Annotated in this window: 11 protein-coding genes and 1 pseudogene; 5 read left to right on the forward strand and 7 right to left on the reverse strand. The window is 52.1% G+C overall.

Annotation, left to right across the window (positions count from 1 at the left end; translation table 11 throughout):
• Positions 1-3 precede the first annotated feature (3 nt).
• The 7 genes from J4E00_RS11135 to J4E00_RS11165 all read right to left on the reverse strand — a co-directional run bounded on the left by J4E00_RS11135 (position 4) and on the right by J4E00_RS11165 (position 16,615).
• A complete protein-coding gene (locus tag J4E00_RS11135) occupies positions 4-444 on the reverse strand; it encodes a hypothetical protein (RefSeq protein WP_208175227.1) in 441 nt (146 codons plus the stop codon).
• Positions 445-555: 111 nt separating this feature from the next.
• Positions 556-2,229, reverse strand: coding sequence for a T9SS type A sorting domain-containing protein (locus tag J4E00_RS11140; protein ID WP_208175228.1), 1,674 nt, complete (start codon positions 2,227-2,229; stop codon positions 556-558).
• Positions 2,230-2,232: 3 nt separating this feature from the next.
• Entirely contained in the window at positions 2,233-8,148 is a 5,916-nt protein-coding gene (locus J4E00_RS11145; protein ID WP_208175229.1) for a hypothetical protein, read from the reverse strand.
• A 40-nt stretch (positions 8,149-8,188) separates the two neighbouring features.
• A complete protein-coding gene (locus J4E00_RS11150; RefSeq protein WP_208175230.1) occupies positions 8,189-8,821 on the reverse strand; it encodes a hypothetical protein in 633 nt (210 codons plus the stop codon).
• Positions 8,822-9,337, reverse strand: a complete 516-nt coding sequence (locus tag J4E00_RS11155) for an OmpH family outer membrane protein (RefSeq protein ID WP_208175231.1) — start codon at positions 9,335-9,337, stop codon at positions 8,822-8,824. It abuts the gene before it with no gap.
• 3 nt (positions 9,338-9,340) lie between these two features.
• On the reverse strand, positions 9,341-9,817 hold the full coding sequence (locus tag J4E00_RS11160; RefSeq protein ID WP_208175232.1) for a hypothetical protein: 477 nt from the start codon (positions 9,815-9,817) through the stop codon (positions 9,341-9,343).
• A gap of 3 nt (positions 9,818-9,820) precedes the next feature.
• Complete coding sequence (locus tag J4E00_RS11165; RefSeq protein WP_208175233.1) at positions 9,821-16,615, reverse strand: RHS repeat-associated core domain-containing protein; 6,795 nt, start codon at positions 16,613-16,615, stop codon at positions 9,821-9,823.
• A 420-nt stretch (positions 16,616-17,035) separates the two neighbouring features.
• On the opposite strand from J4E00_RS11165, the gene J4E00_RS11170 reads away from it, so the two are divergent.
• From J4E00_RS11170 to J4E00_RS11190, 5 genes and pseudogenes are all read left to right on the forward strand, one after another.
• The gene (locus tag J4E00_RS11170) at positions 17,036-17,176 is read left to right on the forward strand and encodes a hypothetical protein (RefSeq protein WP_208175234.1); all 141 of its coding nucleotides are present in this window, start codon (positions 17,036-17,038) and stop codon (positions 17,174-17,176) included.
• A 130-nt stretch (positions 17,177-17,306) separates the two neighbouring features.
• A complete protein-coding gene (locus J4E00_RS11175) occupies positions 17,307-17,786 on the forward strand; it encodes an IS5 family transposase (protein WP_208175475.1) in 480 nt (159 codons plus the stop codon).
• Positions 17,787-17,896: 110 nt separating this feature from the next.
• A pseudogene (locus J4E00_RS30265) lies at positions 17,897-18,106 on the forward strand (transposase); the annotation flags it as partial.
• A gap of 118 nt (positions 18,107-18,224) precedes the next feature.
• On the forward strand, positions 18,225-18,665 hold the full coding sequence (locus J4E00_RS11185; RefSeq protein ID WP_208175235.1) for a transposase: 441 nt from the start codon (positions 18,225-18,227) through the stop codon (positions 18,663-18,665).
• Between the two features lie 124 nt (positions 18,666-18,789).
• Positions 18,790-19,134: a transposase gene (locus J4E00_RS11190; RefSeq protein WP_208175236.1), complete on the forward strand. Its 345-nt coding sequence runs from the start codon at positions 18,790-18,792 to the stop codon at positions 19,132-19,134.
• The last annotated feature ends 91 nt before the right edge of the window (positions 19,135-19,225 follow it).

Raw genomic sequence — 19,225 nt, forward strand, 5'->3', positions numbered from 1 at the left:
CGGCTAAGCCCGCGTCAGGATAAAGACCTTGCCATCGGCGTTGAGCACCTGGGTGCCGTTTGCGAGCACCTGCGGCTCGACCGTGGGCCAGTGAGAGTGGCCGCAGAGTACGAGTGTCCGCGGCCCCTTGGCCAACACCGCCGTCAGTTGCGCTTCGCCTTGCAACCCTTCAGCATTGATGCGCGGGGATAAATGCGTGAGCAAGACGTGTGGCGCCTGGCGCAACAGGGATGCCACCCCTTTTAAATAGGCGTCTTCGGTCAGGCGAAAATTCTTATCGGTTCGTCCAATGATACCGCTCTGGCCTGCCACGCGCAGCCCATGGGTCGTCGCGGTGCCTTGGGTCAGGAAATGGGCCCGGTCCAAGGACTGCACCCGACTCAGGTCTGGCCCAAAGTCGTCGTGGTTGCCTACAATGCCGATGGTACACCCAAAGTAACCCACCTAATCTGTCCAACTGTTGAGGAGTACTACAACCGCTTCTTTCAGTAGTTCTGTATAGATAGCTGAAAGGCTGGCTAAACCCAATTATCTCAACTTCACAACTTGGGTTAATTATAGCAATTTTATTAGTCGACGGGTTGCGATTGAATTATCACCCGATTTGACTTGCAGATAGTAAACACCTGGCACGATACTTTCCTGTAATGGAAAGGTATATGTTTTTAGGCCAATTGAGGGAACAAAATTATCTTGTAGAACTTGTCGTCCATTTGCATCAATCAACCTAATAAAGACTGGAGCAGTAAAATGAGACACATCCAACGTTAGCTCATTCGAGAACGGGTTGGGATACACTTGCCAAGAAGGCATAACAGCTAATTTATTACCAAGAGGAGTGGTGTCTTGTGCCTGTAATACCAGAGCATCAAATAATCCTCTACTAGTAGCGGTTGATATGCCAAACTGTGTTGTGCCTGCAAATGACAGTGTCAAAAACAGCATTCCGTTACCTGCAGATGCGATTCCCGTTGTGTATTCATCCTGATTCCCTCCCCCCCGGGATGCCCAGATAGGTGTCCCTAGCCCATTAAACCGAGCTATCCACATGTCAGCACCTCCAGCACTGACAAGATTGTGTGGCCCGATAGCTGCGCTGCCGGTAAAGCTGCCGGTTGCATATACAATGCCAGCGCTTGGTGAGGTGATATCGGTTAGTTCATCATTTCCTGCCCCCCCAATTTGACTAACCCATTGCACTGTGCCTGCGTCGTTGTATTGCATCAAAAAACCATCGTTTCCCCCCATACCAATCAAAGCGGCAGTAGGGCCAAATATTGCAACGTTGCTGAATATTCCTCCCACGTAAACATTGTTAAGCACGTCAGTTGCAATACTCAACCCAGTATCGCTACCTGTTCCACCGAAACTGCGTGCCCAGAGCAAAACACCTTGTGGACTGTATTTGACCAAAAATCCGTCACTTTGTCCACTGCTAACCAAAGCGGTGGCACCAAGAGCAACAGTTGAACCGAATGAACCGCAGGTATATATATTGCCTTGCGCATCACATTTGGCACCATATGACAAATCTGTATCAGTCCCGCCAATGCTCTGCACCCATTGAATAGCACCTAGAGCATCATACTTTGCAATAAAGTTGTCCAGGTTGCCCTGACTGGTTAAGGAAACGGTCCCGAACGTTGCTGTGCCGCCGTAGCTTCCAGCCAGAAATACATTGCCCTGTATATCTGTGGTAACTTCAGAAGATGTGCTACCTGATGGAGACCGTGCCGAACGCGCCCATAGTGGGATGCCGGTAGGAGAAAATTTGACCAGAAAAGCTGTTGCACCGGCAGCAAAGCCAACAAGAGTAGTAGAGCCGAACGTAACCGTACCCAGATAACTGCCCGCTACATATACATTTCCTAAATAGTCAGTCGTTACGCTCGTACTACTCGTCGCAAAGCTAATCGCTGCCCCTCCGTCGCCAGCCCGTTGTGCCCAGAGCACTGCCCCCTGCGGAGAGTATTTAACTACATAAAGGTTCCGATAGCTACCAGCCGGACATGACAAGGAAATAGAGCCAAGTTGAATGGTTCCTTCAAAGAAGCCTACTGCCACGGTATTACCAAAAGTATCGGTGGTAATACTGGTAGCTCGCTCATTGCCTGTTCCACCTATTTGCGCTGCTTGAATCCATGTAGGAGAGGATTGGGCAAATCCAATAAAATTTGTTGCTAGTAGTGCTAGCAGAAGAAGACGGCCAAACATGCGCGTTACAATCAAAGGTTATGGATGTAAAGGGCGGGGCAAGGCAGGGCCTCCCGGCAAAACAACTCCACCCGGACCAGAGCCATTACAAGGGTTACTACAGGGGAGTGGGGGTTGTGATACCCAATCCGTAATAGGCCCAAACCGATATTCTTTGGACCACGCTTGCAGGTTGTTAGTACAGCATCCATCCAAGCGTGAATCTATCCACACTCCTACGTAACAGGTGCCTACAACTCCGCCAGCCGAGATAACTCCCCCATCGGGTTGGACAACGAAACGCTCTAAAACAGCCGGGTCGGAACCGCAGACATGGCACCTTCCCACCCTTGCATTAACTGATTTTATCATGTTTTCTGCTTTATAAGTCGCGCTTAATGGATTTATATCTGCTTCAGTTCGTAGCTCGTAGCCAGTCATTTCGCCAATACTATTGGTTTCACATCTATAGCTCATCGTTACCCAGTTGGGCGCGGTAGTCCGAGCATAATTGTACTCGTATTCCTTTAGCAGCTTTTGTGACGCAGACGCATCATTCGGGCGGTCCAACGTTTCCTTATAAACTTGCCGGAGTTTTCCGGCTTTGTCGTACTCGTAACGCGTAAAGAGGTTTTCGTTGTCGAGCACATGTGTTAAACGATTCGTTCGTGCATCGTAAACCCGACTGGTCATGGAGGACGTCAACGGACATACCCGGAAATCGTCAAAGTAGGCAGCAGTTGAGGCCGCATTTGTACAGCCGAAGGTGACCCGCTGGCCGTTTGCAGAACCAGGAAGGGTCGTAACTAATGATAACCGATACCAGTTGCCAGATTTCTTGGTGGTAGCAGCACTGACAAATGCTTGCTGGGTAATACTGCCATTGATTGCTATGTATAACGACGCATTGCCTGCTGCCGCATTATTATACACCCAAGCACTTACCCGGTACGGTTTGCCGATGCTGAGGTCGGTACCACCAGTAGCTTGGTAGAGGAAGCCTTGTTGGTTATTATCGAGCCGTAAAGAAGCCGACCCGGTATGTGCTTTGGTCACATCTTGGGTACCCCCAGCAATAATCTCCCCGCCAAAGTGCGCTGTTCCATTGATGGTCAACAGGTCTTCTGCGCCAGAGTAGGCCATTTCCGTATAACGCGCATTGCTAGCCGCAGCAATTACCTGCCCCTGTTTGTAACCTAGCTTCTGGGCAGTATAGGAGTTGTTGAGGTCCTTTGTTTCGAGTGCGTGTGAATAGTGGTCATACCGAACCGTCTCATCGGTTTTTATCCAATGACTATTGGGGTTGCCCGACCAATCGAAATCCACGAAATTGGCATATGTGCCATTGGGATTGAGTTGCTGAGATTGCCAAGTGTAGCTCGAGTTTTCCCGCCAGACAGGAGTAGCGGTTGACGTCTCGTTTTGATAGAGGCCCCCTATGAAGTCACGGTAAGTACCCCAATCGTTTTTCCACGTCTGAATGCCGGCCGAAACTACCTGGGAAGCGCCACCTTGTTCTTTATACACATAGGAAGCCGCCATTTGGGTGAGCATATTATGCCAAAGAGGATTTTCCCCTTTAGCCCCCATTGAGGTGTTGGCCGCCTTGGTATAGGCCGGAACACTCAGGCTTCGGTAGGTTTCGCCACGTGAGTTCAGGAACCGCGACTCCAATACCTGGCCCGTATAGAAATCGTATAAGGAATTGGTATTAGTAATGCTCAGACCATTGCGGGTGCTTTGAGAAGCATGCATCACCGATGGCAAATAGCGTTTTGTAGAACGGTTGATGCGGTATATCGATAGGTCCAACAGCTCATTATTGATTACCCCTTCCGTAAACTGTCCCTGGCCCGCGATATTATCGGCATTGGGGACAGATGAGGTATAATCAAATGTCGTACTCAACTCTTCATCACCGCGCCGGTTATATTTCTTTACCCAGCGCGGCTGGCCTATTTTGCCGACATCTACAACAGCGTTGTTACCCCAATATTCTATGTTACCAATGTTAGAGTTAATAGGATTATCGGGGTTGTAAAAGTTCCCTGTACCACGCCAGGTTGGCGTGTTCTGGCTGACCATGGTCGATACTGGCGTATGAAAGGCATACAGCTCTCGTTGGTCATAGTCGTTGTCGTCATTTTTAAACGTGCCACGCAACACAGTCACTTCACTGTATATCACTGGCGTAGCAGGAAAGTCGAAGGCAGCGTAATGCGCATGTTCAAACCGACTCATAAAGGCAGGTTCTTTGGCTAGCACCCCCGAACTGTTGCTAACAGCAGGGGCATCCGCTTTTTGGTACTTGTAGCGAATCTTATAGGGCGTGCCGTTTTCATCAGAAGTTACAATCGAAGCCACGCGGATATCACCTCCAATAACGTTACAGGGAACAACGGTCTCTACACTCGTTCCTGTGCCAACAATGGGCGAAGCACAAATCATCTTGCTGGGGGGGAAGAGGTTCGGGTTTGGCGTTTGGGGAGCAGGAGTGTTAACTAATCGTATATACCATTTGCCGGCGTCGTAGTATACAGCATCAACTTCTTGCAAAGTGGCATTGTATACTTGGTCTCTGAATACAATTGCGTCTTTATGACCCGGTCCAGGAGGAAAGTCATCAGGGTTCCAATGCAATGGGTTAATAGCACAAGGCGTAAATCCGGCTTTACCAGTAATTGGAATTAAATCGTGCTGTTTCAATACCTCAGGTAATTTTGACAAGTCAAAGTGACCTAGACCATTGGCTGTTGAGTTAAGCACTGGACTTACCTCAAGTATATTGGAGGAATTAGTATTGGTCAACTTTAATCTAGCAGTACCAAATTCCGCGACGTGGGCATATTCATCTCGCTCGTAGCTAATTTGGGTGCTTCCCCCTAGTGGGTTAGTGATTTTGGTCAGGGACCAGGCGGCTCCATTCTTATTGTTGTAATAACTTGCCTGATGACTGGTCAGCGAATACTTGCCGCTCTCGTTGTACATCCCAAACCCGTCCCATTTTTCAGTACCATATTCAGGATTACCAAAGTATGCGGCCATGTACCCTTGGTCTCGCTGCGTTTGAGTGGGGTTATCAGGTATATAGGTGTCACCGCCGTATTGAAAGACAAAGTCTGGGATGATTTTGGTAGAGGTTTCCCCTACTGAGGGGCCGAAGAATGATACACTGCGTAACGTCAGCTTTCCACCCCGAGTGTGTATAGGATTTGTAAGTCCACGTACATCCGGTTGCGGATTTGCTAAATCACTGGAAAAATAGTAGAAGGAATTCAGCGTTCCGCGGCATAAGTCATAGCCGTAATTGAATACCACCCGTTTTAAGGCGTGCTCATTCACAAATTCTCGGATACGTACGTCAAAATCCAAGTCATGCCTGTCCAGCACTTTGCCCATATCATCATGTGGACTATAAGAGCCATCGGGAGAAACATAGCTAAACGCATTAGCACAGGCACTCGCATTGCTGCAAAACCACCGGCGTTGGTTATTAAGGTTAACATCTGCTTGCGTGTAAGTGGCCGCATTACTCCCCGTGTCATTCGTCAAGGCTGGGATAACGGAGCCAGTAGTAGAGGCTGTGCGGATACCATCAGAGGTCTGGAGTTTGTCCAGGGTTTGATTATCCAGTAAAATGACCTCGTCGAGCCGTAATGAAGCAGCTGGAGCACGCCCATCAATACTTAGTAAGGACCGCGACGCAGCTACCGCAGGGGAGGAAGCTGCCGTTGTACCAGGGTCAAAGCTGCCTCGGCCATCTAATCGAACGCTTTTTACAAACAGCGCGGTATGCGACCGGGTGCTAATGGAATTCAAATAATACGAATCTCGAAATCCAGTGCTAAAGTTTCGGCTTGTGATGTAGTTGCTATTGGGTGAGCCATTTACAACGGGTACATCGTCTGAATACGAGCTATACATGTACGGCTGCCGCCATGTGAACTGGGAACTTAGCTTGCCATATTCAAACTTTACCCAGCCGCCCCAGTCTTCTCTGTCTACTGTTCCAGAGTTGTTTCGGTCGATGTAGTCCGAAGAGGTAATGGCGGTCAATAGCCAGCTAGTTGCTGTTTCCTGATTAGAACTCTGTGTGGCTTCTCCTGCGGGAGCTCCCAAGAGTTCTTCCATGCGGGAGGTCGTGTTGTATAGGGTTTCCGTCGATTTGCTAAACGTTTTGTGGTTGTAAACGGGCAGTGAGTAATGATAAGTCGTCCCGTCTTCCGCCGTGACGGCAAAAGCCCCAATGCCTTTGGCGGGCAGGTTTTCGCGGAAAGGATTGTTGGATGGGCTGTTTCCCGTAGATGCGGTTGGCTGCGCAAATTCTAAGAAACCATTCCCGTTACCATTCACCGATGAGGCGTACATGGCCTTGATTTCCGCGTTCGTATACCAATCAATATGCTTGCCTTGTACTAACTGACGATTCGGCGACGAGGAGGACCTGGTGGATAGCCCTTTGCGAGCAGGGCCGGTGCGGGACGTATTATACAAGCCATCGGTCTGCAGCCGGGGGTCGGCAATGGACAGCGTGCCGCGCGTACCTGCATTCTTGTCACCAGCAGCAAAGTTGATGCCTTCCGGCTGGTTAGTCGAGCCACTGGCCGGAACGTACTCGTGATAGTCGTAGCCATTGGATAGACTGTTTTCGTAGCGGAACGGCACTTTGTAATCATCCATGAAAGGCACGACCATGTACTTGAAGTGCTTAGTGCACTCATTACGCCCCAGCTTAGGATAGGCAATGCTGCCAACGTCTAATCGGTAGGGGCGAATACTGCCCGAAACAGATTCACCCATGACATTGAAATTATCGTGTGCGACACTCAGCGGACGAGTGCTGGCATCGTAGTAGCCAGCATCTTCGCCTTTTCGAATGTCCTGTGAAACGTCGGCGGCGGTTTCCCAAGTGGTGTTGCCGTCGGAGTCACAAGTACGTACGGCTGCAAACGGCTTGGCCTTGAAGCTATGCGCCGAATTGGTAGCAATGGGCATCTTAATGGTTGGGCCGATGTTGTACGGTGTCAACTGGTTGTCATTCCAGCTCGCGGATGCCTTATTCGGGTCAATGCCAGCGTAATCGGCGGCGTTGTACCCACCCAGACTATACGGTGAGTTGCTATTCGGCACACTCTTGCTCATGTCGTCGAAATGCAACGACCCGTAAGCAAGTTCTGTGGAGTTGTTGTTGAATTTAACCCAATAGTTGTCGTAGAACCAGTGGTGTTCGGTTTCGATGGTGGGCTGGTTCATAAAGCCGTTGACTTCGCCCATGCGGCCCACTCCAAATGCTCCCATGGCCGCAGTAGAAACAACTTTAAGTCCGACATCAACCAGTGATGTCGTACCTAAGGATGCAATTGAGCTAATGGCTTGCACCATGTTAATAGGGTCGACGCTAATCCCCTTATCTCCCATTTTAACGCCGATGACCTCGGCATCCCCTCCATTCTTATCCCAGCCATAGCCAGCAATCTCAAGCAAATTAACTGAGCCGGAATGGCCAGAATTGGAATTCCAGCCCAAGTCCAGTACTCCGGGCACGCCCCCCGTCCACCCACGAGAAAGGTCTTTTCGATAAGTTGACACGTAAGCGTCGCGGTCGGCGTCGTCGGCATAGCCGTTCACGCTACGCGCAATGGCCCCTGGATTCAGGTTCCAGCCTAGACCGACCCAAGAGGCTTCTTGTTCCAGTTGAATGCCAGCTTTGTAGTTGAGCGGCAAAGAAAATCCCCGTTCTGGACCAGGAATATCTAAGATGGGTATGCTATAGGACAAATCGCCAGTAGTCAGGTTTACCATGTCGGTCGAGCCTGGGGCTTCGTAGCCGGTGAACTCGGCCTGGGTAGGCCCCATGAATGCCCAGCTGACAGTAGGAAGTGCAATACTGCTAATGCTTTCAAGGAGGAGAAAGCAGGCGGTGGCCCGCGCCAGGCGGCGGTTTCGGAAAAGCATAAAACGGGGAATAGACGTTGCGGCAGTAGGCGAACGGAAACTAGTTAAATTTCAGGGCAGGCAGGTCCGCCAAGGTGGCAGCGGGAAAGGGAAAGCGCAAGGTGCCCAGGTTAAAAGCAGTACTACGGAAGGTGAGGTGGAACCCTTGCTCAAGGTTGAGCTGGTGGGTGTCAAAAATCAGGAGTACCGTGGAGCGCGGGGTATTACCGTATTGGCGCGGATACATGCTCACCAAGGCGGGGACTGAATCGCGGGGGCTGGTTACGAGAAAGACATCGGCTGCAATGCCATTGCTGAGGTAAGTAAGCGTTTGGGTAAAGGCAGTAGGGTTGGTAGCAAATTGGTTCTCGATGGCGGTGCTGTCTTTGGCTAGTGCCAACGCGAAACAGGTTTTGCCAGCATAGCTGCGGCGCACAGAATCGAGTTGTGCCGAGGTAGTGGAATTGGCATTTTGTGCTAATTCCTGTGACACCAGCAAGTCTGTGGGGCGGTAGGTGCAGGTAACGCTTATGCCATTGGCCTCCTGCGTTTGGGTAAAGCCGTGCGCGGGGTTTGCCAGATAGGCGCGGTATTGCGTGGGGTCGAGCGGGGCCGAACACCCGGTAGCCAGCGCGGTTCCGATGAGCAGGCTTATCCCCTGAACTACCAGATTGAAGGATGGATGAGCAACCATCTAGCGTGGAGCAGTAGAATGTTGGCGGTCGTATTGGGCATTGAGTTCTTTCAGCACCTCCTCACTCACATCAGTGCCCTCGGCGGCGTATACAATGTTGCCACTATCGGTGGCGCCAAGAATAAAGGTGTAGCCCTTCTCTTTCCCATATTGCTTGATATAGGCGTTGATTTCATTGAGGACGGCTTGCGTCACGCGCTGATTTTCCTGCTGTGCCTGCTGCTGCACAGCGTCGCGGTAGCGTAATAGCTGCTGCTCTTTGCGCGCGCGCGTGGCTGCTGAGGCGGTATTGAGGGCTTGCAGTTCTGTGTCTAATGAATCGACACGCTGCTGCATTATTTTGACCTTTGTGGCTAATATTTCATGCTGAATGGCAGAACCATGGTATCCTTGTAAGATTTTGTTTGGGTTAACGTAGACCATAGGAAAGTTGCAATTACAAGATGTTGTAGCAAATATTGCTAAGAAGAAAATCATATACACCAAATAGGTGTAAATTTTATTGGCAATAATCATATTTTAATTCAGCTTCTTTTTTTCCAGATTATTGCTGTTGCCTTCGATTAATCCTGTGCTTATATGTATTGATGAAATATCAATTACCAAAGAGCCTTCTTGTGTTTTTTTAATAAATCCAATAGAAATTGGATTTATATCTGTCAACAGTTCGATATGCACAAGGTATTTTGCAGGAAATAGATTGAAACCTATTGGAGTAAAAATCCAATAAATTATACTGGATATTTCACCTAATTCACTCATCTGAATGCCGTCACTCTCGCTATCAGAATAATTGAGAATCAAATCACTCTCACCATAGAAGTGGCTCCCCTCATCAAAACCGATTTCAATACACCCCAAGCTTTCAATATATATACACGCATTTTCGCAATCAATCTGTTGTCCAGATTTTATTTGGAGAATTATATCGTCGCATTTTAAAGACAGTAATGTTTTACCTATGCTTGATTTCAGAAGATTTAGTTGCTCTTTCATAAGTTACCACCAACCAAGAATTCCTTTATTACGCAATTGAGACCCATTCAATATTTTTTGCCCTGTGCCGATTTGCATATGTGGTTTTGCACCATTTCCTGTGCCGAAGTGGTAATGCCAAAACTTCTGACTAATTGGGCCACGCCCTGCCCTGATATCTTTTGCACTTCTTATTACCCAGTTATGGTTATCAAGTGCTGCTGAAAATTTACCTGCTTTGATTCCAAGCACTCTTCTACCAGACATTCCTGGCGCCGTCACAGGACTGCGGAAACTTAATTGAACAGCTTTGCCAAAATTAATATTACCCCCTTTAATCGCTCCAAAAGTGAGTTCTCCTATTACGTAATTTGCTCCTGTACTGCCTACATCGCGACCAAACTCTTCAGGAGTTCGATTAGAGCTATTCATTATGTATTCAACTGTTGCTTCTCCTGCCTGTACCATCATCTCAATTTTTTCAGAAGGAGATGCAAGCACGATATGCCCTAGAGCATCTACTGCCTGTCTCGTCTGCCGATAACTCTGATTCTTCCCCCATCCTAGTCCAGCTACGAAGGTTCCCGCAGACCTCAAGGCTGCTTCCTCACCTTGAAAAGTTCCATTTGCATACCGGCCCAGGAACATAGCACCTTTATTTGCATAGTTCAATCCCTGTAAGCCAATTGAAGCTAAATGACTTCCTGTAACTGCTACATTAGATAAGTTAGACATTGACATCCAGAAAGCATCAACCATTTTTGCTGAGCTAGCTGCTCTCGTGAAAGCATTCACAGGTATACCTATCCCACCATCAGGGTCTACCCCAGATACAGGATTATTTCCCATACCCACATACGGCGAATCAAATTGTCCTTCCGGGTCATAGCTGGTCCAGCGGCCAATACGCGAATTGTACATCCGCAATTCAAAATTCTCCCAACCCGTCTCGCCATCCTTCTCGGCAAACTGCCCTTGGTAGCCGTAGCGGTATCGCTTGTTGCCCACGGCATAGTTGAGGCCCACCATTGGCGAGCCGTAGGCGTACTGGTGCTGCTCCTGCAGAATCATGCTGCCCGTCTGTTCGAGGCGCAGGTCATCAAAGCCCGCGTGCCAGTTCGGGTCATTAGAACCAACCGCTACCTCGACCGTGCCGGCTTGCTCTACTCGCACGGCCGTTTGCAGTTCCTGCCAGGCATTAGTCGTGGCATCATCGTGGTACTGGTAGTGTTCGGTCACCAGATTGCCGGCCTCGTCGAAGACGCGGTAGCGCAGCCACACCTGGGTGCTGACGCCCCGGCCCGCAGTGGTAGCGGCCGACTTGCCGCCCCAGCCCACGAGGGCGAAGCCCGCCGTGAGCCGGCCAAACCAACTGGGTCGGCCTGCGGCAAAGGGCACGTTGTCGGTGGAGGCTTTGCCTGGCGCGGGGGGGGCACCCGGCGTGAGGAGCGGTAACACATGTACACGTTGGGAACCAGGCATGCTGCTGCCCGACACGGCCTGCAGGGCCACCCAGGCAGAGAAGGTGAGCGTATCACCCTTTTCGACCGCAACGGTGCGGTGGGGACCGGTATTAGAGGTGCCAGTAGGGGCCGGCGGCACGTAAGCCACGTATTCGCTGGGGGTCGTGACGCCCTGGTGCGCGTTGCTGGTGTAGGAACGTGCCTGAGCCAAGCCGGGCCATTGGCTGTCCTCCTGGCTCGCCGCTTGGCTCAGTTCCATGCTGGCCGTGGAGACGGTAGTGGTCGGCCGGTGAAACACCACGCGGGCGTCGCCTAAGTGGTCATTCAACTCGTAGCGGGAGTCTTCGGTGCCGGTCGTCGTGCCATCTTCGACATGGGTAAGTACCCCTACCCGGCCGGACCCATAGAGCGGCACCTCAATGCGGGTTGGTGTGTAGCGGTTCTCGTAGTTGCTCTCGTACACACTGAGTACGTTACCCGCAACATCGCGTACGTAGGTAGTGGTATTGGTCACGTCGCCGTTGTCGTCGTGGTTCATCTTGGTGCTGCGGAAACCACGGTCATCATAGGTATAGGTGACAATGGCGTACTGGCTGGAGGTACTTTTGTACACGCCCGTGACCTTACCAGTTACATCATACCGCAGGTACCGGTCCTGGGTGCCCTCGTGCTCATGGGTCATCTGCCCCAACTCATCGTACTCATAATCGAGAACGGCCGGATAGCTAGAATCGCCGCCGCTATGTACGGTGCTGAGGCGATTGGTGCCGGGCGTGTATTGGTAGCTAAAATTGTCCGTGACCTGGCCATACTGATTGGTACGTTTCAGCCGCTGGATATTACCGTTAGGGTCGTAGGTCAAGCCACCCTCTTTATAGGATGTTGTAGGCTGAAAGTTATATGTGGTGCCGGCAATTCCCAGAATGCCATAAGTTGATTCAGCCAGCTGGCTTTTCACATCGTACTGGTACACCATCTGATGTCGGGCAAAACTGGTTCCCGTGCGCCATGCGGAGGCCCGAATGGTGCCATCGTAGCGGAACGGGTTGCTAGTGCTGGCCAACCCGGTGGGGTTAATAGCATCCTGTGCCCGGCTCTTATAGTCATCAGCGAAATAATCCAGCGTCAGACCCAGCAAGTCTTTGGGCACGCCATTACCAGCAGGAGAATCACCGCCGGGGTCCAACGATTGGTTGACGTGGTTTAGGCTCTTGAGCCAGCCTTGCAGCGTATAGGTATAATCGATGCCTTGCAGGCGGTTGGCTACCTCCACCCGTTTGAGCGGACCGTGTAGGTAGTAGAAGTACTTGGCCTGCAAGTCACGTACCGTCCCATCGGTGCTGGTGTATACCTTGTACAGGCGCTGGGCCTGGTCGTATTCGTAGTAATGGTGGAAAGCATCCGGCTGACCATGTTGGTAGGCCACTTCCAGCACATTGCCCGCGATGTCATACTTATAGTCTAACGTTTTGACGCCTAGTCCCATGATGTCCTGCACCACCCACGTCACCCGGCCTAGCTCGTCGTAGCTGTACCAAGTCGTCACCCGGTTATTGCGGGTTTTGGATACTGCCCCGATGGTAAAGTCTTGGGTCCGTCCGGCAATGGTCGTCGCCTCGTCGTAGGTAACATAGTTTTGTTGCGAGCAATTGGCCGCAAGCAGGGAGTTGGTCGGCACGCGCTCCTCTAACAAATTGAGCACGCTGTTGCTGGTTGGCACCTGCTCACTCACAACTTCGAGGTAGTCAAAATTTACATAGCCTTCGTGAACCGGGTCTGCGTTGCTACGGTCTTGTTGGAAAAGAATTCGATTAGCGCCTTGCTCAAGGGGCAAGACAAATGTCTGAATGTCCCATTGGTCCCAAGAGCCAGTAGACGGAAACACAGCGTGGTAGCGGTAACCTGACGTTTGGGAGTTCTGCAGATACAGTGGGAGCGTGCGATTTGAGAAAGTGGGGTCGCCAGCGGCATAACGAACCCGTACAGAGTAAGTACCAGCTGTTGCAACGGTGACATTAAACGCCAAGTAAGCCCCGCTTTGGTTGAAACTGCCAACATAGCCTGTACTGGGCGAACTTGCTGAACTGCTACCCGTCTGCGTTCCACCACCACGGTCTGTGCTGGCTTCTGCCTGGAGCAGGGTAGACAATGACAATTGGCTTTGGAAAGTAGGGCCTGTTGTGCTGGTCGGGGTATATTCTCCGGATTCTACTACTCGGCCTACTTCGTCGTAGTTGGAGTAGGAGAAGCGTCCATTTTTCCGTTGCAAGGCAGTCTGCGAAAAGCGGATGCGGCCATCACGGGCGTACACGTATTCACTACGGCCTTGCTCCGCACTTTCAGTGGCCAGGAGTTGCCCGCTGGTGTCGTACGTATTACGCGTAACAAATTCAGGCTGAGTATTATCAGGTTGGCGGATAAATTCTACGTCATCAAACTTAATCCAGTCTCCTTGCTGGGAAATCGACCATAAACCTACTTTGCATTGGCCGCTAGTGACAGGGATATTAGACAATTCGACCTGTATCCAATCGCCGGAGGCGCCAGTGATTGGAATGGTGGTGCCCAGCGCTGGGACGGAAGTACCGTAATCCTCTACCATCAGCTGTGCCACTTGGGTTGGCCAGCTCGCACTGATACCGCTGTTCTTAACCCATGCGCGCGCCGTGTATAATCCATTAGGAAGTCCGGTCACCAACTGATAGGTGTAGGAATCGTGACCACCGGGATTCCAATGTACCCCGTAGAGGCTACCAGAGTGCGGTGCCCCACCCTCGGAGTAGGTTGCCACAACCGGATTGTTTCTGAAATACGTTTCCCATCCACTGAGTGTATTTCCAGCCGCGTCTTGCTCAAATCCCGTATTATGGAGCAAGTTATCTCGCCTCAAACCATTTGGAGCAATCGTTGCGACAACCCGGCCCGCGTCATCGTAGTAAGTGTAGCTAAAGTTTCCGTATTCAGCCTTGTAACTAAACCATTGGGTTTGCTCTGCCGGGTCGTTGGTCGCACTGGGCCGGGAAATGAGCCGATAAAAGCCGGGAAGCAGGTATACCGGGGTAGAGGTTGAGTTGCTGTGTTGCACAGCTACATCGATGCTATCCAGGTAACCGCTGCCATGGGTTAAACTCACGCCTGCCTCCCCGTTTAAATTAATCACGCGCACGGTACCACCAACGGTAAAGTCCAGCCGGTGCTCGCCAGTTGCCGGGATGTGAATATCACGGAAGCGTGGCGCGCTGGCATCGTAGATGTTAGCAGGGTCGGTGCTGATAAAGGCTTGAATAGAAGTTGCCGGGTACTGTGCCCCCGTTAAGCAACTGATTATGCTCTGGCCCTCTTTGTTGGCGACCACTACGCTTTCCCGGCCATCCCCATCCACGCTGATGCTTTTAGTGCCTTGGGCTTTTAGCGTTACGTTATTGCTGCTACTGGGCACAAAGTGATGCCGCAAGGACATGTACTGGTCAAATTCATTCAACAGGGGAATTTCTCGTCCGCGCGCTTCGTGGCCGGCTCCCATACGAAAAGCATCGCCGGGAGCAGCTGTCCGCTTAATACCGCCCAACGGTCCTTCGGCAGGTTCGGTTAGGCTAAAAGGGTAAGCTGTAGTGGGCGTAAGTGGCTCCAGGGCATTCGCCGTACTATAGTAATATCCTAAAGTACCGGGCTGTTGAATATCTATAGGGTCTGGGTTATTGCATTTGCCGTCTTCAAAGTTGATAGGCTGGTAGTTCGCGACACCAGCCGGTTGGGGATTATTCCCTGCCTCAGCCGGCTTTGTCACCGCCGCGAACTTTTCCTTATAGGCAAAGCCTTGGTTGTCAATAGGAGCTGCCAAGGTTTGTACGGCTGCCTGACCGCCGGTACTGTAGATGGTTTCGCTGGCAAACACGTGTGGGTTTGCTCGACTCCGGGCCTGCGCTTGGGTAGGACGCCCCAACCCATCCGTAAACTGCTTTGATTCGGCCAGCACATTAGCCGCCGCGTTATCTACGCCGTCGTAAGTGCGCTCAATGGTCCAGTTGCGGTTTAGGTCGGGCGCTGGCTGATTGGCCGGGGTGTAAGCCGTGTTTTCCGTTAGAATAATGGTCGACGTTTGGGTCCATAATTCCAAGTTCGTTACCCACGTGTTCGTCACCCGGCAGGCGTAACTACCGGCATGGGTCCGTGTTGGAGCGGCAATACGAAAAACAGCTGCGGTGGCCCCACTAATAGCTACCCAAGCACCCGCTGCACTTTTCTTGCACCACTGGTACCGATTGTTTTTACCTGAAAAAGAACACGTAAGGACAATGGGCTCGCTTATGCTTTGGGTTTCTGTTACTTCTCCAGTGGGCATGGCCTGCCCGGTATAAATAAGCGAATTAATCCGAAACTGTGTTGGAGATGCATAGTTTGCCTCCAGCGGACCAAAGCCAATCTGATTATAGCTCACATTGGCATAGAGGCTGCCCCGGTTACTGGCAGTGCTAAAGTCCGGCATCGTCGTTAGTTGGTTTGCCCAAACATAAAAGGTTTGGAGATTGGGAAGCGTCGCCAGTTGCTGGGGCATGCTGCCAGAGAACTGATTCTGCGCCAAGTCTAAGGTCTGCAGGCTCCAGCAGTAGGTGAGTTCCGGGATAGCGCCGGATAAGCGATTACCACGGGCAATAAACTCTTGCAAGTTGGGCAGGCTCGCCAGGGTGATGGGCAAGGTGCCCGAGTAAGCATTGTAGCTGATGTCAAGAGTGAGAAGATTACCCCATTGGGATTGGTACAGCGGCGGAAGCTTCCCGTCAAATAGATTGTTCGCTAGGCGCACCGTTCGCAAAGCCGTGCAACCTTGCAGTTGTTGGAATATATCGCCAGTGAACTGATTATTAGAAATATTAAAATAGGTTAGCGCTGTTAAACTACCAAGATTACCGGGGATGTCTCCACCGAATTGATTATTGCTAAAATCTGCCCGGGTTAGGTGGGTGAGGTCACCGATTGCTGGGACCTTGTCTTTAAGGTGGTTGAACGTAAACTCCAGAATCTGTAATTTTTTTAGCGCAAGCAACTCTTCGGGTATTGTACCATCTAAGTTATTAAAGGCCAACTTTAATCCGACAACGTCTCCATCATTGTCAATTGTTACGCCGTACCATTTATCAAACCCAATGGTTGGGTCCCCCCAGTTTTTGTGATTAGTCCAATTATTTCCCTCCGTACTGTTGAAAAGCGCCATCAAGGCGTCGTATTCTACATTATCCGGTATGCTGTTATTCAGCCCGGTTGCTCGGCAAAGCGAAGCGGATAAGCTTAGAATAAGCAGTAATGCAGCTATCCTGACCCAAGCACCAAGTAAAAGTGAACGGTAGCAATTCAGCATATAGAAAGGGGTATTGCGTACAAGTAGGCCAAAGAATACCGCAAATGGGTGTAGCAGCAATGCCGAGCACTCCATTCACAGTCATCCCTACCTTTCATCTAGGCAGAGAAGTCTCAGTTGATTAAGAAAGACGTGGGGCCGCTTTTTCCGTGAAGCGTATCAAAAGAGCAGAGAGTAGATATGGCCTTGACCATTAAATGGTCATTGCCATCAGTGCAAAAGCCCCTTACAATGAAGCGAAGCGGCTTTGCATCATACCTAGCAACTACTAGGTGATGGAAGGGTATTATGAAGGACACCGCTGTGAAAAGGAAGGTGCGGTGAAAAGGACAAGACAAAAGACCGACGAAGAAAGGCTGTCTCCAAATATTTGTGAAATTATTTTTTCACTAGATTGCACGGACAATTATCTTTTCATTTGTGAGCAATTTTGACGAAATAAGCGACCGTGCATGGGCGGCTTTGACGCCCAGCAAAGCCGGCGACGTGGGCCGCATGGGCGCCGACAACCGGCTCTTTCTCAGCGCCGTGTTTCGGGTGGCACGCCACGGCTGCGCCTAGCGGGCGCTGCCGACCCGCTTCGGCAAGCATGACACGTTGCGCAAGCGCAGCCGGCGTGAGGCCAAAAAGGGCATTTGGCAACGTTTGTTCGAGGCCGTGCAGGAACCCGGTTTGGATTGGGTGATGCTCGATTCGACCATGGTGCGGGCCCACGCGCAGGCGGCGGGCAGCCGAAAAAAGCCGCATCGGCGCCGAAGCCCTTGGCCGCAGCCGCGGCGGGCTGAAGACCAAAATCCACGCCTTGGTCGATGCGCTGGGCAACCCGTTGCGCGTCGTGCTCGGGCCCAGCCAGCAAGCCGATTACAGACGCGTAGCGGACCTGCTGCCGGCCGCAAAGGGAGCTGACAACGTGCTGACCGACAAAGCCTACGATACGAACGCGGTACTTACTTGCGTGGTCGTCTTTGGTGCCCAGGTTGTGATTCTCAGCAAAAAGAACCGCCTCGTTCAACGGCTCATTGACCGAAATCTGTACCAGAACCGCAATAAAGTCGAACGCTTTTTTAGCCGCCTCAAACCGTTTCGTCGGCTGGCCACGCTTTACGATAAAACGGCTAGCAGCTTCTTAGGCATGGTGCATTTAGTTTCAGCCCTGTTGTGGCTCCGGTAATTATCCGCACAGCCTAGAGTGTGTTAAGAGGGTGTTTGGGATTTAGGGCTGTCGCAAAAAGAGACGAGTCAGTAAGTTGCGGGCGGAGTTCCTAGGCTCCGCTTCGCTTTATGGTTGACGGCTATCAACCCCTTACTGACTCCCAGTGGCCAGTTATACACCCGCTGCTGCCCGTGCACGGCAACCGGCGCCTGTGCTTGCAGCGCGTGTTCGACGCCGCGCGCTACCTCTGCCGCACCGGCTGTCAATGGCGAGCTTTGCCGCCTGCTTTCCCGGCCTGGACGGCCGTATACTACTATTTCCGGCGCGGGCAGGTGGCCGTGTGGGCCCGCCTCAACGAGGCCCTGAACCGGGCCGACCGCTTGGCAGCCAACCGGGCCGCAACGCCTTCGCTCGTGTGCGTGGACAGCCAAAGCATCAAGCTGGCCCCGCGCATTTTTGAGCACCGGGGCTACGGACGGCGGCAAGCACGTCAACGGGCGCAAACGGCAGATTGCCACGGAGGTGGAAGGGCGTATTTTTGCCTGCTTCGTGCACGCCGCAAATGGCCACGACGGCACCGCTGCCGCGCTGGGCTTGCTGCCCAAACGCCCCGGCTGGGGCCCGCGGCTGCTCACCGTGCTCACCGACAACGGCTACCGGGGCGGTTTGACCGCTCACCTGCAGGCGCTGGGCCTGCGCCACGAACTGGCCAGCCGGCCGCCAAGCGTGCGCGGCTTTGTGCCCGTGGCCAAGCGCTGGGTCGTGGAGCGCACCTTTGCCTGGCTGGCCTGCTTTCGCCGGCTGGCCGTCGACTACGAATTCACGCCCGCCAGCCATCAAGCGTGGTTGCTGATTGCCAACTCGACCATGTGCCTCAACCGATTACACCCGGTGTAAATCCCAAACACCCTCTAATGACTAATTGAAGAAATTGGGGGATGAAAAAGTCCTACCCTGGTTATCCGAGCGATGTCAGCGATGAAGAATAGGCCTTTGCCGCGCCCTCCCTGACGTTAATGCGTTGAACAAGTGCCGCAACGGGGTGCCTTGGCGCTACGTGTCGGGCGATTTTCTGGCTTGGCCAGCCGTCTACCAGCAGCTGAGCCGCTGGCTCGAAGCCCGTTGTTTCAAAAGCAGGGTCGACGATTTGCGCCAGTTGCTGCGCACGGCCCAAGGCCGACCGGCCGAGCCCTTGGCGGTGCTTTTGGACAACTGCCCGCTGCAAAGCACGCCCGAAAGCGGGCACCGAACGGGCTACGATGGCGCCAAACGCCGCAAAGGCAGCAAGGTGCACATCGCTGTGGACACGCCCGGGCACTTGCTGGCCGCGCTGGTGACGCCCGCCAACGAGCAGGGCCGGGTCTAGGTGGCCGCCCTGTTCGAAGAAGTGCAGGCCATTACCGGCCAATGAGCTAGCCGATGCACCGGGGTCTGGGTGCTGAACACCTGCTGGCGAT

It is taken from the genome of Hymenobacter negativus (assembly GCF_017571495.1).
Taxonomy (GTDB): domain Bacteria; phylum Bacteroidota; class Bacteroidia; order Cytophagales; family Hymenobacteraceae; genus Hymenobacter; species Hymenobacter negativus.